This is a genomic window from Flavobacterium sp. PS2, from assembly GCF_046250155.1.
GTDB lineage: Bacteria > Bacteroidota > Bacteroidia > Flavobacteriales > Flavobacteriaceae > Flavobacterium.
In genome coordinates, this window is sequence record NZ_CP176426.1 from 2,706,371 (window position 1) to 2,727,067 (window position 20,697).

A 20,697-nucleotide genomic window follows, 5' to 3' on the forward strand; every position below is an offset into this window, starting at 1 on the left:
TTTGGTTTATTTTTAAATTACTTTAAAACCAAGGGCAATATATGGTTGTGCATAATTAGGAACTGGACCTCCGGCACCATGAAAATTGGAACTTAAGAAAACGACATTACCTTGAGTTATAGGATAGGGCACTGTTGTGAAAGGGTTTTTTCTTAAAATACGTCCTACTGTTTGATTAAGTACTGTGTAACCAGGCAGGATTGTTCTTTTTACGGTAATAATATCACCAGAACTTACTGGTACTGGAGTTATAGATTGATAATCTAATGTGGTTTGAGAAAAAGTATGAATGCCTGTATAGGTAACACTAGTGGTTGTGTTTGTAACTTCCATAGTATAACCACCTGTGTAAGTGGTTGGATTTTGATATCCTACAGTACAAATTTCTCCATTGGCATTAATCTGGATTGTATATTCGTGTGTTTCCAGATCCATTGTTGTAACATCATCATATCCGTTTGCGGTTGTAAAAGCTGTTGTAATAAGTGTAGAGACATAGGTTGAGTCGCAAACATTATTTGTTGGGTCATTGTCATTATCACAACTCAAGATTGTAAAAGCAGTGATACATAATATTAAAGTTGGTAGTGTTTTCATGATTTCTAATTTTTAAAGGTTTTTATAGTAATAGATGTTTTAGAGTGAATAATTGTTACCCTGGTTTTGGGTTTATTTATCAAGACATTTTTCTTCAAATAGATTTCCATCTTCGTCTAAGGCAACAAGAATATTTTTTTTCTTAGAAAGGGTGATGATTAGATAAAACCAAACAATCGACCATAAGCCCAGAGTGGTACAGGTAAAGAATAGATGTAGGGAATGGTTTATTTCTTTTTTCTGTTTGGATAAAACTACATAAGGTAATTTTTCGTTATGCTCAACAATTACAAAACCATTTCGGATTTTGGTAGAAAGCATCTTATGAAATTGGTCTAAATTTTTCTCGTTTATAAATTGATAACTTTCCATTTCTCTTAATTTTTTAATTGTTTTAAAAGACTCTTGTTTTGGTATATCAACTTGATTATATAATTGTTACCCCTTTATTTGAGATTTATTTTCAGATTTTTTTTACATTAGCTAATTAAAAAGTCATTTTATGAGCCAAACTAACATTCATCCTGATCAAATGTATATTGAAGGGCTTGCTGCAAATGATTCGGCGGTTATTCAGTCTATCTATAAAAAGTTTGTTCCTAAAGTGGTTTCATACATAATGAACAATTCTGGCGATAAGGATCAAGCGCAAGATGTGGTTCAGGAAATAATGATTTTGCTTTTTAATCAGGCTAAAGCCAATGTCTTACAATTGACTTGCCCTTTTGATGCTTATTTTTTCTTGTTGTGCAAAAGGAAGTGGCTTAATGAATTAAAAAAAACATCAAATAAAGGGGTAACAATTAACGAAGACGCAGCATCTATAAATGAATCTGCACACGAATTGGTTGATCAAACCGAAGAATTTGAAGAGAAACAGCAATTGTTTGACGCTATGTTCCAGAAATTAGGAGACAAATGTCAAGAATTACTAAAACTGAGTTTTACAATAAAATCGATGGAGGAAGTGGCCGAGAAACTAAATGTGACTTATGGCTATGTTCGCAAAAAGAAATCGCTTTGTATTGGTCAGTTAACAGTATGGATTCAGGAAAGTAAAAACTTTAAATCTCTAAAAAATAAGTAGTCATGAACGAAGAACGCTATATATTATTCGATCAATATCTTCAGGGAGAAATGACTGTTGAAGAAAAAAATAGTTTTGAAAAACAATTAGCCGAAAATCCAGAATTTGCTTCGGCTTTTGAAACTTTTAAAACAGTAAATCTTCAATTGGAGACTAAATTTGGATATGAAGAAGAAAGAGAAGAGTTCAAAGAAAATCTAACTCGAATTTCTAATACTCATTTTGATAAAAAGAAGAAAAAAAACAAAGCAGTATCTTTAAAACCTTGGTATTATGCAGTTGCAGCTTCTGTAGCGGTTTTAATTGGTTTGTTCTTTTTTAATTATGATTCGAATCCAGTTTTTGAGGATTTTAATCATCCCGACCAAGCTACTTTTACCGAAAGAGGAGATACAAATATTGCTCTGAAACAAGCCGAAGTAGCATATAATGTCAGAAAATATAAAGATGCGATTCCGCTTTTTGAGGAAACTCTAAAAGAAAACAAAACACCTGAGATTCAATATTTTTATGGTGTTGCATTATTACAAGAAAATGAGTTTGAGAAAGCCGAAGCTATTTTTAATGAATTAAAAACCGGAACATCTGTGTATAAAGACAAAGCATTATGGAATCTTGCTTTGAGCAAATTAAAACAGAAAGATTATAAATCGTGTAAAGATATCCTAGAAACGATTTCTCAAGATTATGAAGGTTATGATGACGTACAAGATCTCTTGAACGAATTGGATTAGAGCGATATTTCGCTAAACACACAAAGAGGTTACACAAAGATTCGCAAAGATTTTCTGTAGAGACGCACCGCAGTGCGTCTACTCAATACAGGTTTATTCATAATGTAATTATATGTCAGGCGGAGCCGAAGTCCCATAAGCTTCATAATAAAAGGTACGCGGATTATACGGATTCGCAAAAGCGAAGACGCGGATAAAAACGGATTTTTCTATTTGCAATCTTGTCTTACGTTCAATCTGATAACTTTGCCTGTAAAGCAATGATAAACAAATTTAAAGCGACATTTTTTTGTCGCTTTTTTTTTGTGATTGTAATCAAATTTAAATTTTAAGTTCTAAATTCGATTTTACAAATACCCTAACCTCAACCTATTTATAATTTTAAATTTATTTACTGAATGCAAAAAATTACCCTATTAATTCTTCTAGTAATTTCACAAATCATATATGCACAGACTAAACTTACCGAAACCGAAAAACTAGTCGGAACTTGTAAAGTATGGGGCTTTTTAAAGTATTACCACCCAAAAGTAGCCAATGGCGATTTTAATTGGGATAATCAACTTCTGGAAGTTTTACCGAAAATTGAACAAGCAAAAACTAAAAAAGAGTTTTCACTGGTTCTAGAAAATTGGATAGATTCTCTAGGGGAAGTAAAAGAAATTGTACCAATTACACCTCCAAAAGATGTTGAATATTTTGATAAAAATTTTGATTTAAGCTGGATTGACAGTAATAAATTGTTTTCGAAAAAACTGTCTATTAAATTGAAGTTTATTGAAGATAATAGATTTCAGACCAATGAGGAAATAGGACCAGGATATAATCCTTTTAAAAACGGAAATTATTTTGATCTTAAGTACGATAATAAAAATTCAAAAATTTTATGGATGTGTATGTATTGGAATTTAGTAGAGTATTTTTTTCCTTACAAGTATTTAATGGATCAGAAATGGGATGTGACTTTAGAAAAAACAATTCCGCTTGTTCTTGAATCTAAAAATGAAGATGATTTTTATACAGTAATAAGAAAAATGGCAGTTAAGCTTGATGATAGCCATGTTGAATTTGCAATTTATAAACAGGGAAGGTTTGAAGATGACAAAAGATATTTTCCTGCTAGCTGCAAAATAATTGGTGACAAAATGGTTGTTATGGAAATTTTAGGTGATAGTCTGGCTCAAGCAGATGGCATAAAAATAGGAAGTGTAATTACGAAAGTAAATGATAAAACAATTAAGGAACTTATCACAGAATATAGAGATTTATATTCAGCTTCAAATGAACCAGTACTTTTGGATAAGGTAGTTAGAAAAATTTTATCAGGCTATTCAGATAATGTGAATGTTGAATTTTTTGAAGAAGGAAAATACATAACTAAATCAATGACATGGTTTAATTATCATGATTCTCATAGAAATGAGTTTATGAAGGGAGCAACGAAAAAGAAGGATAAGTTTAAGCTCTTGGATAATAATATTGGTTATGTGAATATGGGAGTTATAAAAGTTAAACATGTTCCGGATATGATAGAAGCATTAAAATCTACCAAAGCTATTATTTTTGATATGAGAAATTATCCAAACGGAACCTATGAAGAAATCGCTAATTTCTTAAATGCTCACGAAGAAAATTTTGCAATTTATACCTATCCTGATTTTAGTTATCCGGGAAGATTTAAATGGACAGAAGGAACAAATTGTGGGTCTGAAAACAAAGATAATTATAAGGGTAAAATTATTGTATTGCTTAACGAAGATTCTATGAGTCAGGCTGAATGGACAGCGATGTGTTTTCAAACTGCAGGAAACACAACAATTATAGGAAGTCAAACCGCTGGTGCTGATGGAAATGTAACAGAACTTGATTTTAAAGAATTTCATACAAGATATTCTGGAGTTGGAGTTTATTATCCTGATAAACGCGAAACACAAAGAATCGGAATCGTTCCCGATATCGAAGTTAAACCTACGATTGAAGGGATTCAGAAAGGGAAAGATGAGGTTTTAGACCGTGCAATAAAATTTATTGAAACAGGAGTTTAGTTTTTTAAGAATAAAAGACTGTTTATATGATGTTTACGGGACTTCGACTCCGTCTGACAAGATTAGGAGAAAAGGGACAAGGTTCAGAGAAACAAAGGCGCAAAGGTTCTCTGTAGAGACGCACCGCAGTGCGTCTACGTAATGTAGATTTATTCATAATGTAATCATATGTCAGGCTGAGCAGAGTCGAAGCCCCTCACGCCCTTCGACTCCGATAGAAAAATCCGTTTTTATCCGCGTTTTCTCTTTAGCGAATCTGTTTCATCCGCGTTCCATTTACCGTAATCTATTGTGTTTTGCTTAGTAGAGTTACTCGTGGAGATTCTTCCTGCGTCAGAAAGACAAGATTGAGGATAAGACTATATTTGGAATAGAAAAAATCCGTTTTCATCTGCGTTTTCGCTTTAGCGAATCCGTTTTATCCGCGTTCCATTCATTGTAAAATTCGCTTATTGTAATCAAATTGGGAAAGTTTTTAATATTGTCGTAATTTTGGGCTTTTAAAATTATAGAATTGAACCCAACAACAATTATTACCGATACACATACACATTTATATTCAGAAGAATTTGACCAAGATCGAGGTGAGATGATTCAGAGAGCAATTGATGCAGGTGTTTCTCGTTTTTTTATTCCTGCTATCGATGCAGCCTGCACACAATCAATGTATGATTTAGAGCAAAAATATCCAGATAATGTATTCTTAATGATGGGTTTGCATCCCACTTACGTGAAAGATAATTACCTCGATGAGCTAAAACATGTAGAAACGGAATTAGCAAAAAGAAAATTCTACGCAGTCGGAGAAATCGGAATTGATTTATACTGGGATAAAACCCATTTAAAAGAACAGCAAATTGCTTTTAGAACTCAGATTCAATGGGCAAAACAATATAAATTGCCAATTGTAATTCATTGTCGTGACGCTTTTGATGAAATTTTTGAAATCCTGGAAGAAGAAAAATCAGATGATTTATTTGGTATTTTTCATTGCTTTACGGGCACTCATGAGCAAGCATTACAGGCGATTTCTTATAATATGAAACTTGGAATCGGCGGAGTGGTGACTTTTAAGAACGGAAAAATTGATCAATTCTTAAATCAAATCGATTTAAAACATATTGTTCTCGAAACCGATTCGCCATATTTAGCACCAATTCCTTTTCGCGGAAAGCGAAACGAAAGTATTTATTTACTGAACGTTGTATCAAAATTAGCCGATATATACGATGTTTCTGAAGAAGAAATAGCAGCGGTAACTACCCAAAATTCAAAAGACGTTTTTGGGATTTAACTTAGAACGTATGATACTTTAATTTTTTTTTTGTTCATTTGTCCACTTAAAAATAGATATTTATAATGCAGAAATTTGATGCGATTCGACCGTTTTATGATTCAGAAGTAAATGAAGCCCTTCATGGTGTAGCAAATCATCCTATGATGAAAGCCATGATGAACTTTTCATTTCCAGAGTTAGACGACGAAGTTTGGAAGGAACAATTGAAGAGAACTCACTCTATCCGTGATTTTCAATGCAATTTTATTTATCAGACAATTCAAAAAGTTCTCGAAAGAAGTTCAGAAGGATTAACAACTTCAGGATTCGAGAAACTAGAAAAAAACACTTCTTATTTATTTGTTTCTAATCATAGAGACATTCTTTTAGATACCACATTATTAAATGTTTGCTTGTTTGAGCATGGTTTGGTAATGACCGCTTCGGCAATTGGAGATAATTTGGTTAAAAAAGCCTTCTTGAACATTTTGGCTAAATTAAATCGTAATTTCTTGGTTTTACGTGGACTTTCGCCTCGTGAGATGTTACAAAGTTCTAAATTGTTAGCAGAGTATATCGGACATTTATTGTTTCGTGAGAATCGTTCGGTTTGGATTGCACAACGTGAAGGAAGAACCAAAGACGGAAATGACGCTACAAATCCTGGTGTTTTAAAAATGTTAGGAATGGGATCGGATGAAGCGAACCTAATGGATTATTTCAAGAAAATGAAAATAGTTCCAGTTTCGATTTCATACGAATATGATCCAACCGATGCTTTAAAAATGCCACAATTAATGGCAGAAGCGAATAACGAGATTTATATTAAAGAAAAAAATGAAGATTTCATGACCATTTTAAGTGGTATCATGGGAACTAAAAAAAGAATACACATTTCGGTAGGAGATGTTCTGGATAAAGAAATTGACCAGATTGCTGCCGAAAATGACAATTCGAATAAACAAATCCAAGCATTGGCACAAGCTATAGATGATTCTGTATTGAAGAATTATAAATTATGGCCAACCAATTTTATTGCCTACGACATTTTAAACAAAACCGATAAGTTTGCTCATTTGTATAAAGAAAATGAGAAATTACTTTTTGAGCGTCGTTTAGAAATGCGTATTGGTAGTGATAATCCAGTTACAAGACAAGGGTTTTTATCTATGTATGCTAATCCTGTAGTTAATAAATTAAAATACCAAGATGTCATCTAAAGCCAAAATACTTTTAATCTATACCGGAGGAACTATCGGTATGAGTAAAGATTTTGAGACTGGAGCGCTCAAAGCCTTCAACTTTAGTAAATTATTACAAAAAATTCCTGAGTTGAAACAATTGGATTGCGAAATCGAAACGGTTTCGTTTGATACTCCAATTGATTCATCAAATATGAATCCTGAAGAATGGACAAAAATCGCTGTGATTGTCGAAGATAATTACAATTCTTTTGATGGTTTTGTGGTTCTTCATGGATCAGATACCATGTCATATTCGGCATCGGCATTAAGTTTTATGCTGGAGAATTTATCTAAGCCTGTGATTTTTACCGGGTCGCAATTGCCAATTGGGGATTTGCGTACAGATGCCAAAGAAAATTTAATTACAGCGATTCAGATAGCTTCACTTCAGCAAGACGGAAAACCTGTTATCAATGAAGTTTGTTTGTATTTTGAATACAAATTATACCGTGGTAACAGAACTTCTAAAGTAAATGCAGAACATTTTAAAGCTTTTACTGCTCCAAATTATCCTGAATTGGTAGAATCTGGAGTGCATTTAAAATTAAATTCGCATTTGTTTTTGCCTATAAAAACGTCTTCGAAATTAATCGTTCATAAAAAATTAGACAATCGCGTTGCCATCATAAAAATGTTTCCAGGAATGAGCGAACCAGTTTTGGCGGCAATATTGGCAATTCCAGACTTAAAAGGGATTGTTCTGGAAACTTACGGATCTGGAAATGCACCTACAGAAGATTGGTTTCTTAATGCTATTAAAAAAGCTATTCAGTCAGGTTTACACATCATAAACGTAACACAATGTTCAGGCGGAAGTGTGAATATGGGACAATACGAGACAAGTACAGTTCTTAAAGAACTTGGCGTAATCTCTGGAAAAGACATCACAACCGAAGCTGCAATTACAAAACTGATGTATTTATTAGGTCACGGAATCGAAGCCGAAAATTTCAAGACTGTTTTTGAAACTGCTTTACGCGGAGAGATTTCTCTTTAAATTCAGGTAAACATATAAGTGATTTAAGTTCATTTTATTGAAGTTCTTCCCCAATATTGTCCTTTCGAGGGACGAGAAATCTTCACGAGAAACTCCGTTATCATAATCGCCAATCTTTGTCGAGTTACTAGCTAAGATTTCTCGTCCCTCGAAATGAACAAGTTTGTCGACAATTGGAATTTACTAGTTTTTATAACGAACAGAGCAAGTTTCTAAATCTTCTTCAGTACTACGGTTTTTATAATACACGTACACTATTACCGAAAGAATACATATTACACCTTGAATGGCGACTGTATTTCTAGTTCCTATAAAATGTGATAGATACCCAATTATCAAACTTCCCACAGGAATCATTCCTTGGTATGCCATAAGATAATAACTAATACTTCTTGAGCGCATATGCGTAGTACTTTGAGTTTGGATGTATATGTTTATCGATGAGGTTTGCGCCATCATTCCCACACCGCTTAAAGCCATGCAAATAAGCGCTACAGTTAAGTTACTTGAATAAGCTAAAATAATAATGCTAAAGCCCAATAATAAACTGGCTGCAATCATTATTTTATTCATGTTTTTGGATGTTTTTAAATTAGCCAGATAAATAGCTGATAAGATAGAACCAATTCCGGCAGCACTTTCAAACCAACTAAAGGTTTGCGCGTTTCCGCTAAAAATATCCTTAGCAAAAACAGGCATAAGCGTATTGAAAGAAATTACAAATAAACTACTGCACATTAACATCAAGAGCATTTTTGCCATTTCGCTTTCTTTTTTCACGTAATCCCAACCTTCTATAAAGTCTTCCAGCATTTTAAGTTTGTCGGTGGCTTTAATGTGAGGTGTAATTTTCATCATTAATAAAGAAATTAAAACTGGAATATAACTTAGGAAGTTTCCAATAAAACAGATGTCTTCGCCATAATTGTGCAAAATAATTCCAGCCAAAGCAGGACCAGCAATTCGGGCAAAATTGTTTAGAGTAGAGTTTAAAGCAACGGCATTTGGTAAATCTTCTTTATTGTCGACAATCTCCACCATCATGGTTTGTCTACAAGTCATATCAAATGCATTTATGATTCCTTGTAATAAACTCAGTGCCAAGATAAAGTTGATGTTATATATTTTTAAATAAATAAGTAAAGCCAATGCGCCCGCTTGCAGCATTGCCAAGGATTGTAGTACAATCATACTGCGATGTCTGTCATAACGCCCAATAATACTTCCGGCAAGCGGAGCAAGGAATAAAGACGGAATCATGCTTAAAAACGTCGTTAATCCTAAAAGGAAAACGGAACCTGTAACACTATAAACCATCCAGCTTACGGCAGTTTTTTGCAGCCATGTACCAATTACGGAGACCGATTGTCCGTAAAAGAATAATTTGAAATTCTTTGATTTTAACGCTTTAAACATGATTGTGAAACTTTTTTACAAAGTTCGGAATTATGTTTTCATTAGAAAAATTAATAATTTTACTGATAATAATTACTTTTTCTAATCGATATGGAAATTTTTCAACTTGAATATTTTATTAAAACCGCCAAAACACTTCACTTTACAAAAGCTGCCGAATTGTGTTTTGTAACGCAATCTGGATTATCGCAACAAATAAAAAAACTAGAAGAAGAACTCGGAATGCCTTTGTTTGTTAGGATTGGAAAAAAGGTACAGCTTACAGAAGCAGGTTCGGTATTTCTGATTCATGCTAAACAAGTTATAGAAAATGTTGAGAGCGGAAAGCAGGCGATTGATGATTTGAACCAAATGATTGGCGGAGAACTCCGAATAGGAGTTACTTATATTTTTGGGCTTTTGGTTTTACCAATTGTCGATTTGTTTGCTAAAACATATCCGCATTTAAAAATTGTTGTCGAATACGGTACAACAGAGCCTTTGGAACAAAAACTTTTGAATAATGAATTAGATTTGGTTTTGGTTATTTCTTCTAATGAAATAAAGCTTCCTTTTCAAAAATTCCCATTGTTTACATCAAAGTTGGTGTTGGCAGTTTCAAAAACGCACTCATTAGCCGTTTTAGACAAAATTCCCTTTAAGGATATAGAAGATCTTCCGCTTATTTTACCCGTAAAAGGATTTAATTCGAGAGAATTTCTTGATGAATTGTTTTTAAAAAATAATATGAAACCTAAAGTTTCTATTGAGTTAAATGCAGTTCAGGCATTATTACGATTGGTGGGCGATGGCTATTGGGCAACAATTGTAACCGAGAAAGCCCTAAAAGGCTGGGACAATATAAAAGCAATTAAGATTACGGGAGTCGTGACTAAACGAGATTCGTTTATGTTGACGATAGAAGGGGCGTACCAAAAAAAGGCAGTAAAATTATTTATAGAAGAATTTAAAAAAAGTATGTAAGGATTACTCGATTTTATTTTATTAACTCGTTTTTTTTCGTGTTATTTGCAAACCTAATTTAGAGAGGTGTCCGAGTGGTTGAAGGAGCTAGCCTGGAAAGCTAGTATATGGGTAACTGTATCGTGGGTTCGAATCCCATCCTCTCTGCAAAAACAAACCCTTGTGAAGTTTTATTCACAAGGGTTTTGTTATATAATTACAAATCTCTTTTATCTATTTAATAACTCAGATGGTACTTTATAACTTGCAGCATACTGAAGATTTTCTCCACTTTCTTTAAACTTAATAAAAGCTTTTCGATACCATTTTAAATCAGAGTTAAAATCGTCTGGACCTAATACATCGTAAAATTCTCCATTTTTCCAAGGTTCAATTCCTAAAATTTCAATTCCAAGTTTTTCAATTCTATCAAGAACGATTTCAAAATCATTTTCAGAAAAATAATATATTGATTCAGAATCAAATCCATCATTTAGATTTTCAAGTCCAACAAAAACATATTTTATTAAATAATTCAATTTGTCCATCTTTAGTAGATTTTAATTTTATTATCCTAACTCAATTTTCTCAAAGTTAGGCGTAAAGGCTAGTAAATCTGTAAACGAGAGTTTGTTATCTCTAGTTTCATAACTCCAGTTTATAAATTGTAAATAATGGGAACGATCATTATTGCCTAAAGTACTTCTGTTGTCCAAAAGGTCTTTGCAGTTTTTATTGTCTAACCATTCAAAAATTTCTGTAAACGTTTTACCTTCTTGCCTTATAAACGAAGCCAGTTCTGGAAGAATAGATTTTGTTTCTTCAGAAATATGAATGTTTAATCCATATCTCGATTCAAATTTTGTGATGTTATACTTGTCCAAATCTGTTATGAATTTTGGATTTAGCTTTAATTGTTCCTCAATATTGGCTTTTTCTTCGGCAGATGTTGGTTTCAAGAATGTGCTTGAGCAAAAGTCTGTTCCAACTTGTTTTTTAAATTTTGAATTAAAAAGACGTTTGAGTATTACCAAAGGTTCATCCAGAGTTCCAATTTTATCTTTTGTTATAACACCAACAAATGAATGATATTCTTCAAACTCAATCGGAACAAATTTCTCAATTCTGTGTATTCCTTTTGCATAGGATTTAACCCATTGTCCAACGTGAAAATCTTTATGTGTATTCATACTCTGAATTGATATAATTTAAAACTATAGTTAGTTGAGTGTAATTCGAAAAAAAGGTATTTAACACATAGAAACATAGATTTAAAATTATAATTTAAGATATTTCTAGAAAATTATAATTTTTTCGCATAGCACTATGTGATCTATTTTGAGTGAAACGTCTTTTTTTAGACTTTGTAAACTATGTTTCTATGTGTTAAAAATAATCGCATTCAAAAGGATTATAGCTTAATCTCAAACAAGCTAAAAGAACCTTCCTTGTAATGCTCTGGTAATTCGCTAGTCCATTCGATAACGCTAACGCCTTTAAAGTCAAAACCACAACTTGTGTAGTATTTGTTTATTCTTTCGTTTCCGCTATGAGTGTCTAGTCTTATGTAAGATTTACCATTTTCTTTGGCATATATTTTTACCCATTCTATGATTTTTGTAACATAAGAACGACCTCTAAATTTTGGGTTTGTAGCAATACGATGAAGATATACAGCAGGATCTTGAGTAGCTTCTTTCCAGATAATTAAATCATTAAACGTAAGCACAAATGTACAAGCAACTTCCCCTTCATCTTTGATTATAAAATGACGGTTTTCGGCGATTTCTTTCTCTATTAATGCTTTTTCAAAACCTCTCCAGCTTTTATTATTGACTGTTTTTTGATAAGACGTAGCTTCATTATAGATATCGAAAACGGCATCGATATCTTCATTTGTAGTTTTAAAAAATTCCATTGTAGTGTTTTATTCTGTAGATTAATCAATTTCCCAAAGATAAATCTTTCAATAGTTTTAAACCTGTAAAATTATTAGTTTTTACTTTTTTCGTCGGTGTTTAACCAAACCACATTCTGTTCCGATTTATGTTCTTGTCCAATAATATCTCGGTATAATTCTGGTCTTCTAGCTTTTATGTAACGATTTCCTCCTGCCTGAATGCATTTTTCGGGAGTAATTATTGCTGTTGCAAAAGAGTCGTCAAATGAACGACATTCGGCAATTACATCACCAAATGGGTCAATAATCATAGAACAACCATTTTTTAACTGGTCATCATCCATTCCTATTGGGTTGGAGAAAACAGCATAAATTGCATTGTCATAGGCTCTTGCAGGTAACCATTTCATTAGCCAATCACGACCTTTCATTCCGTCAAATTCTAATCGTAGCGAAGTTGGGTCGGCTTCACGGTTCTCCCAAAGTTGAGGCGCAACAAAACCAGCGCCAGGTCGGGTAGAAGGAGTACACATCGTTACGTGTGGCATAAAAATAATATCGGCACCCAAAAGAGTTGTTGCACGTACGTTTTCGATTATGTTATTGTCGTAGCAAATTAGGATTCCGCATTTCCAGCCCTTGATTTCAAAGATGCAATAGTTATCTCCAGGTGTTAAGTAAGGATTTATAAACGGATGTAGTTTTCGGTACTTGGCAACCAAACCATTTTTATCTACACAAACATAGGCTTTGAATAAATTATCGTTCTCGTCTTTTTCAAAAAGTCCAGCTAATATTACGATATCATTCTTTTTGGCTATTTCAGTAAGTTTTAAGACGCTTTCTCCGTTTGGGATAACTTCTGCCAGATTCAGCATTTGTTCTTTCGATAAATGCCTTGCAAATGTATATCCGGTTATAGAGCATTCGTGAAATGCAATTACATCACAACCTTCACTGGAAGCTTTTTGCGAAAGTTTATCAATTACAGATAAGTTATAGTTTTTATCGCCGCTTTTATTCTCAAACTGAGCTGTGGCTATTTTTAGATTTTTCATATTTTACGCTATTAATTTTAGACAAAAATAGCGTTGCCGAGAATTTACAAATTGTATAAAACCGACATTTTGAAACTATATGTAGATATAAAATTTAAACACGAATTTCACGAATTAACACAGATTTTTACGGTTAGATTAGTTTGTGAAATTAATTTCACAAACGTAATTCGTGTTGATTCGTGAAATTCGTGTTTAATTTTAGAAAGTAGTATTTAAAGTTATTTTAGCAGGAACAGTTTCTATAAAGTTATTTGTTAGTTTTCCGGCATTATACAAATATTCTTTAGGAGTCATTCCGGTATGTTTTTTAAATTCTCGTATAAGATGGGATTGATCCGAAAATCCTGCGTCATAAGAAATTGTGGTGAGATTTGTATCTTCCGATTTATTCTTGAGGAGTTTTAAAAAGCCATGAATCTTTACAATATTCCCAAACTTCTTTGGATTTAATCCAACGCATTCTGTAAATTTTCTTTCGATATGCCTTTCGGTATAACCAGTATAATCAACCAATTGTTTGAGTGAAAACTGCCCTTTGCTTTTAAAAATAAAATCTAATGATGCTGCAGCAATCAATTGGTTAGACATTGGTTTTTTCGCTTCAAGCGTTTTAAAAAAATGATTTAAGAGGCTTAACTTCTCCTGAATAGTCGATTGTTCGGATAATTTTTCCTGAAGTTCAATTCCTTCCAAACCAAAAATGTCATCGATAGTGATTATAGTATCACGTAATTCGCTACTTGTAATTCCTAATAATTGGTTGATTCCGTTTGGTTGGAAAACGACAATTACAATAGACATTTCGCTACCCGAATAAATGTCTTTAAAACCATTTAGTTGCCCATATATAAATGAGCTTGGTAAGTAGTTTTGCGCTTCATAATTGTTGAAACCTGAAATAAGTTTACTTTTTAAAGAGAATACAACGCCAGTATTACCATCAGAAAACAAACGAAGTTTCTGAGTATCATTACCTTTGTTTTCTAAAAAAAGATAGTGTTTGATATAAGGTGATAATTCCTTTGGAGGTAAAACTTGCATAAAAACCTATTTGTTTATTAAATTCAAAAAAGTTTAGATGCAAATTTAAAAAATCTTATTTCCTTAAACTCTTTTTTACTTTATAATTTAAACATAAAGCTTTAACTGGTTTTGAAATAGCTTGTAGAATCTGGGGTCTTTTAGGTAATTGTATGGAGAATTCAAATCATATCCTTCTTGTTAAAATTATCCAAAAATTATTATACATTTGGGGCGTATATAAATATTTTAATGGATTTACCCCCTTATTCACCAGGTTTGCATAAACTGGTAACCCTACATGTAGATAAAGTTCAAAAATTAATGGATAGCAATGGTTTTGTTGCTATTACCAATTCAATTTTAGAGGCTTATCAATTAGAAAAAGTAGGTGTTATTGTCCATGATTTTGATAATGATAGCTTTACTATTTCATTTTGTTTAAAAGAATCTCATATCTGTATACATACTTGGCCAGAATACAATCAGTTAACTTTAGATGTTTATTTGTGTAATTATCAGCAAGATAATTCTAAAAAAGTAAGAGATGTTATGGCTGATTATATCAATTATTTTGAAGGAACAATTATAAAAGATTTTGAAATTAATCGTTAGTATATGAAAGTTCCATGTTTCAGTTGTAATACCATTACCGATTTAGATGTTGGTTTTGACGTCGTAAATTTTGTTTGCCCTAATTGTCATAGTTTATATTCATCTGATGGCGATGGACAACTTCGTTTAAAATCAAAGTTTAAACCTGAAGTAAATGATTTTGCTTTTAAAATTGGAGATAAAGGAATTCTTAAAGGAATAGAATATACCGTTATTGCCGCAATAGTTAAGAAAGTATCTCAAAGCTATAATTGGACAGAATACATTTTGGAAAGTCCAAAAGGAGATTTGGTTTATCTTTCTGAATCTGATGGAAACTGGATCTTTTTAACCGAAATAGAAGATCAATTTAATGCAAAACAACATCCTGAAATAGTAACTCATAACGGGATTGTATTTGATATTTATGAATATTGCGATGTGGATATAGAAAATGCTCAGGGATATTTTGATTTCTCGTTGCCTGTCTATAAAATTCATATGGTAGAATATATTAACCCTCCGTTAATGATTTCTGTTGAAAAAATTAATGGTATTGAAACTGCCTTTCTTGGAGAGTATATAAGTAAAAGTGAAATCAGAAAAGGATTTCCTACGGTTAATTTACCATACCAGACGGGTGTAAATATTACGAGACCATATTATTTTGATTTACGGAATACAGCAATAATTTTTTGTTTCGTTGCCTTAATAATTGTATGTGTTAACTGGCTTATATATAAAGATCAATCAGAACAAAGTGTGTTTTATAAGGAAGCCACATTTAATGAATTTAATAACAAAGAAATCTTTGGTTCTTCGTTTGTTTTAAAAGGCGGATCTGCTCCTATGACAATTCGTGTATCTTCTGATGTAGATAATTCTTGGGCAAACGTAGATATTGCCTTGGTCGATGAAAATACAAATGAGGAATTACATGCTAATAAAGACGTAGAGTACTATCATGGCTATACAGATGGCGAAAATTGGACCGAAGGAGACCAATCGGTAGAGTTTAATATATGCGGAGTTAAAGCAGGAAAATACCATTTTGTAATTACTCCACAAAAAGCTCCTGAGGATATAAGCAATAATGTAATAAAAGTAAACGCAGTTTGGAACAAACCATCCTTTTACAACGTATGGATAGTTATTGGGTTTATGATAGTTGTTTTTATTGTTATTAGATATTGTAAAATAAATTTTGAAAAGAAAAGATGGGAGTATAGCGATTATTCACCTTATCAAGACGAGTAATATGAAAGAATTTTTAGATTTTATAAAGAATAATTTAGCCGCATTAGCAATAGGACTATTTTGCTTTGCAACTTATTTGTATTTCGCTTATTCAGGAAATAGAATCTGCGATTGCGAAACAACAGAAAAATATAGTACATCAGGAAATCGTAGTTCCGTTAACCGTTTTTATCATAAATAAACTTATAAAGTATGGATTTAATACATTTACAACCTATCGTTAACTCAATCATTTTTTCTCTTGTAGGAATCGTAATCTTATTGGTTGCCTATTTTATAATCGAAAAAATTACTCCTGAGAATACATGGAAAGAAGTAACTCAGAAGAATAATATTGCTGTTGCAATTGTGTTTGCAGCATTTATCATTGGTATCTCAATGATTATAAGTGCCGCAATTCATGGGTAAAAAGTTTCTTAAATTTGAATTTTTATTGCTGTTTGCAGTATTTATTATTGCTACCTGTGGGCTTGTTTATGAGCTTGTTGCGGGTACTCTGGCTAGTTATTTATTAGGAGATTCAGTAAAACAATTTTCATTTATTATTGGAGTGTACCTGTTTTCAATGGGTATAGGCTCTTTCTTTTCAAAGTTTTTTCATAAAAACTTACTCAATACTTTTGTTGAAATCGAGATATTAGTTGGACTAATTGGAGGATTGAGTTCTGTTGTTTTGTTTTTATTGTTCGAAAGTGTCGAGTATTTTCAATTCGTTTTATATCTCCTTGTTTTTGTAACAGGTTTTTTAGTCGGATTAGAAATACCGTTACTAATGAATATTTTGAAAGATAAAGTAGAGTTTAAGGACTTGGTTTCTAATGTGTTTACTTTTGATTATATCGGAGCTTTATTGGCATCGATACTCTTTCCGTTAGTTTTAGTTCCGAAGTTAGGAATTATGGGGACATCATTATTCTTTGGAATGATTAATGTAAGTATTGCAATTGTCTTGTGTTTTCTTCTAAAAAAAGAATTAAAGAACGGTTATTTCTTAAAAGCAAAAGCAGTTACTTCATTTCTAATTTTATTAGGTGTTTTTGTTTTTTCGGATTCCATTTTGTCTTATTCAGAAGGAAAGCTTTATGGCGAGAATATCATTTACACTAATTCAACCCAATATCAGCGTATCGTTCTCACGCATAATAAGAGCGATTACCGGTTGTATTTAAATAACAACCTACAATTTAGTTCTACCGATGAATATCGCTATCACGAAGCTTTAGTTCACCCCGTAATGTCTATTGCCAAAAGTGTAAAGCATGTTTTAGTTTTAGGTGGCGGTGATGGTTTGGCAGTACGCGAAATTTTAAAATACAAAGAAGTAGAAAAAGTTACTTTAGTTGATTTGGATGAGGGAATGACAAAGTTGTTTAAAGTCAATAAAATATTAACAGGTTTTAATCAAGGCTCGCTTAATAATCCAAAAGTAACAATCATTAATACAGATGCATACATTTGGGCAAAAAGTTGTCAGGAAAAATTTGATGTAGTGATTATCGACTTTCCAGACCCGTCAAATTATAGTTTAGGAAAGTTATACTCCCTTAATTTTTATCAAACGATAAAAAGTATTTCGCGACCCGATGCAGCTATTGTCATCCAGACTACATCCCCTTATTTTGCTCCAAAATCATTTTGGTGTATCAACAAAACCGTGATGCAGGTTTTTCCTCAGGTCGATGCGTATCATGCTTATGTGCCTTCGTTTGGAGAATGGGGTTATACAATCGCAATTAATGGATTTGGCACTACTTTTAATCAGGTAAATAGAAAAGCTCCGGGGTTAAAATTCTATAATTATCAATTTGATAGATTTAATTATTTTACCAAAGATATGATCTCAAATGAAATTGAAATCAATCGTTTAGACAACCAAATTTTAGTACGTTATTTTGATGAAGAATGGGGAAAACTACAGTAAATCAAGGCGGAATTTTGTAAAAGGAATTGGTGCTTCTTTGTTATTAATCCCTTTTTTACAATTTTGTTCAGATAAAATAATCCACTTATTAATTCGGTTGTCGGGAACTAATCATCTTTTAGGACATCGACTTTGGATTAAAGACTTTCCGAAACCAACCAGTCAAATTCATATTCCATATCTTATTGTGGGAGGAGGGATTTCGGGTTTAAGTGCTGCTAGACAATTTGAGAAAAAAGGAATTTCAGATTTTCTTCTGGTTGAATTAGAAGGACATTTGGGAGGGAATTCTTCCAATGGGGAAAATCAATATTCTAAATTTCCCTTAGGAGCACATTATTTGCCATTGCCTAATTTTAAGGATAAAGAATTATTACAATTTTTAGAAGAAGAGAAAATTATAGTAGGATACGATCAGAAAGGATTTCCTGTTTTTGATGAGTTACAATTGTCTTTTGCTCCTGATGAACGTTTGTTTTATAAGAATAACTGGCAAGATGGAGTCGTTCCTAAAGAAGGGAATTCTAAAGATCAGGATTTGGAATTTCAACAATTTTTTAAATTAATGGATGCTTTTCGTGAAGGAAAAGGAAAAGACGGGAAATACCTATTTGATATTCCGTTACAATTTTCTTCTGAAGATATTGAAACCAGAAGCTTGGATAAAATCACTATGAAAGAATGGTTTAAAGCGAATAATTTTAAAACAGAACCGCTCTTTAATTATATTGATTATTGTTGTAAAGATGATTTCGGACTAGGAATTGATTATGTTTCTGCCTGGGCCGGAATTCACTACTTTGCAGGAAGAAAACAAGATGCCAGTCCTGATAAAAAAGAAAGTGTTTTAACCTGGCCAGAAGGAAATGCCAGATTAACATCACATTTAAAAAAGTATACCAATGAAAAAAGGCTGAAAAATCATTTGGTTTATGAAGTAAAAGTCGAAAACAATAAGGTTATCACCAAAGCATTTGACGACATTAAAAAAGTATCGGTAGAAATTATTGCTGATAAAGTGATTATGGCAACACCACAGTTTGTAAACCAGTATCTTATTAAAGATCGAAAAGAGTATACTAAAGATTTTCATTACACACCGTGGCTTTTAGCGACTTTAACTTTGACTAATTTATCCGATAATTTTAGTTTTCCTCTCTCTTGGGACAATGTTATTTATGGTGCAAATGGATTAGGGTATATTTATGATCAGCATCAATCCTTAAACCAGATTCAGACCAAAAAAGTAATTACTTATTATTATAGTTTCTCTTCTTCCGATTTAAGAAAAACGAGAAAAGAACTCTATAAAAAAGATAAAGAATATTGGAAACAATTTGTTTTTGATGATTTAAAAATTGCACATCCTGATATCGAAGATTGTACCGAAGAAATGGAAGTTTTTTTATTGGGGCATGGGATGATTAGTCCTGTACCTGAGTTTATTTTTGGAAAGGCTAAAAAAGAAGCTTCAAGAAGTATTAAGAATTCAATCTATTTTGCTCATACAGATTTATCTGGAATATCAATTTTTGAAGAAGCTTTCCATCACGGAATTAATGTCGTAAACCAAATTTTAGATGAAGCAGCCCTGGATTCATAAAGCCAAAACCGATTTGACTTTCATCATTGGTCCATCTTTTTTTGTGTTAGCTATTATATTTTTATTTCAGGATTATATTACTGAAGTAGAAAAAAAATACTCGTTTTATACGTGGCTTTTTTTAATCGTTTTTATCGATGTGGCTCATGTTTATGCAACGTTATTCAAGACTTATTTTGTCGCCGATGAATTCAGGAAGAATAAGAAAAGATTATTGCTTTTACCCGCAATTTGTTTTGCTATTGGTATAATTCTTTTCTCTTTTGGAAGTCTAGTATTTTGGTCCTTTTTAGCTTATGTGGCAGTTTTTCATTTTATAAGGCAACAATATGGTTTTATGCGATTATATGCTAGGACTGAAGAGAAAACAAGACTTTCGGTTTGTATAGATAATTGTGCTATTTATGCTTCAACAGGTTATCCGATGTTGTATTGGTTCTTTTCTTCAGAAAGAAAATTTAATTGGTTTGTCGAAAATGAGTTTTTTCGTTTCCATAACACATTCTTATTAGAAGTATTATTCTGGGTTTATGTCATTATTATAACGATTTACGTAATCTATACGGTTTATAAAAGTAGAACGAATAGATTTTTTAATGTTCCTAAAAACGCAATTATTCTAGGAACGGCACTTTCATGGTATTTTGGGATTGTTTATTTTAATGATGATCTTATTTTTACTTTATTAAATGTAGTTTCTCACGGAATTCCTTATATGGCACTGGTTTACTTTAGAGAAATCGAAAACAAGACAGGTTCAAACTCGGGAGTTTTCAATTATTTAAAAAGCTATAATGCAATCCTTGTTTATATCTTGATTCTATTAGTAATAGCATTTACAGAAGAATTTTTATGGGAGATTTTGGTATGGAATGACAACTTCTCACTCAAGACTTATGATTTTTCTAGTTGGCAATTTGTAATTGTTCCGTTGTTAACTGTGCCTCAGTTTACACATTACTTACTCGATGGATTTATATGGAAGTCTAAGAAATCTTAATCG

Annotated in this window: 21 protein-coding genes and 1 tRNA gene; 14 read left to right on the forward strand and 8 right to left on the reverse strand. The window is 32.3% G+C overall.

The features are described from left to right. Positions 1 to 12: 12 nt before the first annotated feature. Positions 13 to 597, reverse strand: a complete 585-nt coding sequence (locus ACJ6WR_RS11585; RefSeq protein ID WP_409417875.1) for a hypothetical protein — start codon at positions 595 to 597, stop codon at positions 13 to 15. Positions 598 to 669: 72 nt separating this feature from the next. Further along, the gene (locus ACJ6WR_RS11590) at positions 670 to 969 is read right to left on the reverse strand and encodes a hypothetical protein (protein WP_039113707.1); all 300 of its coding nucleotides are present in this window, start codon (positions 967 to 969) and stop codon (positions 670 to 672) included. Between the two features lie 130 nt (positions 970 to 1,099). Between ACJ6WR_RS11590 and ACJ6WR_RS11595 the strand changes: the two genes are divergently transcribed. The 6 genes from ACJ6WR_RS11595 to ACJ6WR_RS11620 all read left to right on the forward strand — a co-directional run bounded on the left by ACJ6WR_RS11595 (position 1,100) and on the right by ACJ6WR_RS11620 (position 7,980). Beyond that, positions 1,100 to 1,684: an RNA polymerase sigma factor gene (locus ACJ6WR_RS11595; protein WP_039113709.1), complete on the forward strand. Its 585-nt coding sequence runs from the start codon at positions 1,100 to 1,102 to the stop codon at positions 1,682 to 1,684. Positions 1,685 to 1,686: 2 nt separating this feature from the next. Beyond that, positions 1,687 to 2,418 carry a tetratricopeptide repeat protein gene (locus ACJ6WR_RS11600; RefSeq protein ID WP_409417876.1) on the forward strand — a complete coding sequence of 244 codons (732 nt, stop codon included), beginning with the start codon at positions 1,687 to 1,689 and terminating at the stop codon, positions 2,416 to 2,418. Positions 2,419 to 2,816: 398 nt separating this feature from the next. Next, the gene (locus ACJ6WR_RS11605; protein WP_409417877.1) at positions 2,817 to 4,463 is read left to right on the forward strand and encodes a S41 family peptidase; all 1,647 of its coding nucleotides are present in this window, start codon (positions 2,817 to 2,819) and stop codon (positions 4,461 to 4,463) included. A gap of 514 nt (positions 4,464 to 4,977) precedes the next feature. Next, positions 4,978 to 5,757 (forward strand): TatD family hydrolase, encoded by a 780-nt coding sequence (locus tag ACJ6WR_RS11610; RefSeq protein WP_409417878.1) that lies wholly within the window; start codon positions 4,978 to 4,980, stop codon positions 5,755 to 5,757. A gap of 65 nt (positions 5,758 to 5,822) precedes the next feature. Then, on the forward strand, positions 5,823 to 6,959 hold the full coding sequence (locus ACJ6WR_RS11615; RefSeq protein ID WP_039113716.1) for a 1-acyl-sn-glycerol-3-phosphate acyltransferase: 1,137 nt from the start codon (positions 5,823 to 5,825) through the stop codon (positions 6,957 to 6,959). Beyond that, positions 6,949 to 7,980, forward strand: coding sequence for an asparaginase (locus ACJ6WR_RS11620; protein ID WP_039117015.1), 1,032 nt, complete (start codon positions 6,949 to 6,951; stop codon positions 7,978 to 7,980). The genes ACJ6WR_RS11615 and ACJ6WR_RS11620 overlap by 11 nt, the downstream gene beginning before the upstream one ends. A gap of 183 nt (positions 7,981 to 8,163) precedes the next feature. On the opposite strand, the gene ACJ6WR_RS11625 is transcribed toward ACJ6WR_RS11620, so the two are convergent. Then, positions 8,164 to 9,396 (reverse strand): MFS transporter, encoded by a 1,233-nt coding sequence (locus tag ACJ6WR_RS11625; RefSeq protein WP_409417879.1) that lies wholly within the window; start codon positions 9,394 to 9,396, stop codon positions 8,164 to 8,166. 90 nt (positions 9,397 to 9,486) lie between these two features. On the opposite strand from ACJ6WR_RS11625, the gene ACJ6WR_RS11630 reads away from it, so the two are divergent. Further along, positions 9,487 to 10,359: a LysR substrate-binding domain-containing protein gene (locus tag ACJ6WR_RS11630; protein WP_039113720.1), complete on the forward strand. Its 873-nt coding sequence runs from the start codon at positions 9,487 to 9,489 to the stop codon at positions 10,357 to 10,359. 60 nt (positions 10,360 to 10,419) lie between these two features. Further along, a tRNA-Ser gene (locus ACJ6WR_RS11635) sits at positions 10,420 to 10,506 on the forward strand. 62 nt (positions 10,507 to 10,568) lie between these two features. Here ACJ6WR_RS11635 and ACJ6WR_RS11640 read toward each other — a convergent pair. From ACJ6WR_RS11640 to ACJ6WR_RS11660, 5 genes are all read right to left on the reverse strand, one after another. Continuing rightward, positions 10,569 to 10,886 (reverse strand): hypothetical protein, encoded by a 318-nt coding sequence (locus tag ACJ6WR_RS11640; RefSeq protein ID WP_409417880.1) that lies wholly within the window; start codon positions 10,884 to 10,886, stop codon positions 10,569 to 10,571. 21 nt (positions 10,887 to 10,907) lie between these two features. After that, a complete protein-coding gene (locus ACJ6WR_RS11645; protein WP_409417881.1) occupies positions 10,908 to 11,528 on the reverse strand; it encodes a hypothetical protein in 621 nt (206 codons plus the stop codon). 221 nt (positions 11,529 to 11,749) lie between these two features. Beyond that, positions 11,750 to 12,256, reverse strand: coding sequence for a GNAT family N-acetyltransferase (locus tag ACJ6WR_RS11650; protein WP_409417882.1), 507 nt, complete (start codon positions 12,254 to 12,256; stop codon positions 11,750 to 11,752). Positions 12,257 to 12,330: 74 nt separating this feature from the next. After that, positions 12,331 to 13,296, reverse strand: a complete 966-nt coding sequence (locus ACJ6WR_RS11655; RefSeq protein WP_409417883.1) for a nitrilase family protein — start codon at positions 13,294 to 13,296, stop codon at positions 12,331 to 12,333. 201 nt (positions 13,297 to 13,497) lie between these two features. Continuing rightward, on the reverse strand, positions 13,498 to 14,340 hold the full coding sequence (locus ACJ6WR_RS11660; RefSeq protein WP_409417884.1) for a DUF6597 domain-containing transcriptional factor: 843 nt from the start codon (positions 14,338 to 14,340) through the stop codon (positions 13,498 to 13,500). Between the two features lie 231 nt (positions 14,341 to 14,571). Here ACJ6WR_RS11660 and ACJ6WR_RS11665 point away from each other — a divergent pair, with 231 nt between their 5' ends. The 6 genes from ACJ6WR_RS11665 (at position 14,572) to ACJ6WR_RS11690 (ending at position 20,694) form a co-directional block, all read left to right on the forward strand. After that, entirely contained in the window at positions 14,572 to 14,934 is a 363-nt protein-coding gene (locus tag ACJ6WR_RS11665; RefSeq protein ID WP_409417885.1) for an S-adenosylmethionine decarboxylase family protein, read from the forward strand. A gap of 3 nt (positions 14,935 to 14,937) precedes the next feature. Continuing rightward, the gene (locus ACJ6WR_RS11670) at positions 14,938 to 16,170 is read left to right on the forward strand and encodes a DUF4178 domain-containing protein (protein WP_409417886.1); all 1,233 of its coding nucleotides are present in this window, start codon (positions 14,938 to 14,940) and stop codon (positions 16,168 to 16,170) included. Between the two features lie 192 nt (positions 16,171 to 16,362). Continuing rightward, positions 16,363 to 16,578: a DUF350 domain-containing protein gene (locus ACJ6WR_RS11675; RefSeq protein ID WP_086893687.1), complete on the forward strand. Its 216-nt coding sequence runs from the start codon at positions 16,363 to 16,365 to the stop codon at positions 16,576 to 16,578. Continuing rightward, positions 16,571 to 18,091, forward strand: a complete 1,521-nt coding sequence (locus ACJ6WR_RS11680; protein ID WP_409417887.1) for a polyamine aminopropyltransferase — start codon at positions 16,571 to 16,573, stop codon at positions 18,089 to 18,091. The genes ACJ6WR_RS11675 and ACJ6WR_RS11680 overlap by 8 nt, the downstream gene beginning before the upstream one ends. Next, positions 18,066 to 19,694, forward strand: coding sequence for an NAD(P)-binding protein (locus ACJ6WR_RS11685; RefSeq protein WP_409417888.1), 1,629 nt, complete (start codon positions 18,066 to 18,068; stop codon positions 19,692 to 19,694). Before ACJ6WR_RS11680 ends, ACJ6WR_RS11685 begins: the two co-directional genes overlap by 26 nt. Next, positions 19,672 to 20,694 (forward strand): hypothetical protein, encoded by a 1,023-nt coding sequence (locus tag ACJ6WR_RS11690; protein ID WP_409417889.1) that lies wholly within the window; start codon positions 19,672 to 19,674, stop codon positions 20,692 to 20,694. Before ACJ6WR_RS11685 ends, ACJ6WR_RS11690 begins: the two co-directional genes overlap by 23 nt. Positions 20,695 to 20,697: the final 3 nt, after the last annotated feature.

Excerpts from the sequence above, each read along its gene's own strand:
- ACJ6WR_RS11595 (WP_039113709.1), top strand. The coding sequence starts at position 1,100 with ATGAGCCAAACTAACATTCATCCTGATCAAATGTATATTGAAGGGCTT.
- ACJ6WR_RS11675 (WP_086893687.1), top strand. The coding sequence starts at position 16,363 with ATGGATTTAATACATTTACAACCTATCGTTAACTCAATCATTTTTTCT.
- ACJ6WR_RS11630 (WP_039113720.1), top strand. The coding sequence starts at position 9,487 with ATGGAAATTTTTCAACTTGAATATTTTATTAAAACCGCCAAAACACTT.
- ACJ6WR_RS11650 (WP_409417882.1), bottom strand. The coding sequence starts at position 12,256 with ATGGAATTTTTTAAAACTACAAATGAAGATATCGATGCCGTTTTCGAT.
- ACJ6WR_RS11670 (WP_409417886.1), top strand. The coding sequence starts at position 14,938 with ATGAAAGTTCCATGTTTCAGTTGTAATACCATTACCGATTTAGATGTT.
- ACJ6WR_RS11590 (WP_039113707.1), bottom strand. The coding sequence starts at position 969 with ATGGAAAGTTATCAATTTATAAACGAGAAAAATTTAGACCAATTTCAT.
- ACJ6WR_RS11615 (WP_039113716.1), top strand. The coding sequence starts at position 5,823 with ATGCAGAAATTTGATGCGATTCGACCGTTTTATGATTCAGAAGTAAAT.
- ACJ6WR_RS11600 (WP_409417876.1), top strand. The coding sequence starts at position 1,687 with ATGAACGAAGAACGCTATATATTATTCGATCAATATCTTCAGGGAGAA.
- ACJ6WR_RS11685 (WP_409417888.1), top strand. The coding sequence starts at position 18,066 with ATGAAGAATGGGGAAAACTACAGTAAATCAAGGCGGAATTTTGTAAAA.
- ACJ6WR_RS11605 (WP_409417877.1), top strand. The coding sequence starts at position 2,817 with ATGCAAAAAATTACCCTATTAATTCTTCTAGTAATTTCACAAATCATA.
- ACJ6WR_RS11680 (WP_409417887.1), top strand. The coding sequence starts at position 16,571 with ATGGGTAAAAAGTTTCTTAAATTTGAATTTTTATTGCTGTTTGCAGTA.
- ACJ6WR_RS11655 (WP_409417883.1), bottom strand. The coding sequence starts at position 13,296 with ATGAAAAATCTAAAAATAGCCACAGCTCAGTTTGAGAATAAAAGCGGC.
- ACJ6WR_RS11660 (WP_409417884.1), bottom strand. The coding sequence starts at position 14,340 with ATGCAAGTTTTACCTCCAAAGGAATTATCACCTTATATCAAACACTAT.
- ACJ6WR_RS11585 (WP_409417875.1), bottom strand. The coding sequence starts at position 597 with ATGAAAACACTACCAACTTTAATATTATGTATCACTGCTTTTACAATC.
- ACJ6WR_RS11620 (WP_039117015.1), top strand. The coding sequence starts at position 6,949 with ATGTCATCTAAAGCCAAAATACTTTTAATCTATACCGGAGGAACTATC.
- ACJ6WR_RS11645 (WP_409417881.1), bottom strand. The coding sequence starts at position 11,528 with ATGAATACACATAAAGATTTTCACGTTGGACAATGGGTTAAATCCTAT.
- ACJ6WR_RS11665 (WP_409417885.1), top strand. The coding sequence starts at position 14,572 with ATGGATTTACCCCCTTATTCACCAGGTTTGCATAAACTGGTAACCCTA.
- ACJ6WR_RS11640 (WP_409417880.1), bottom strand. The coding sequence starts at position 10,886 with ATGGACAAATTGAATTATTTAATAAAATATGTTTTTGTTGGACTTGAA.
- ACJ6WR_RS11690 (WP_409417889.1), top strand. The coding sequence starts at position 19,672 with ATGAAGCAGCCCTGGATTCATAAAGCCAAAACCGATTTGACTTTCATC.
- ACJ6WR_RS11625 (WP_409417879.1), bottom strand. The coding sequence starts at position 9,396 with ATGTTTAAAGCGTTAAAATCAAAGAATTTCAAATTATTCTTTTACGGA.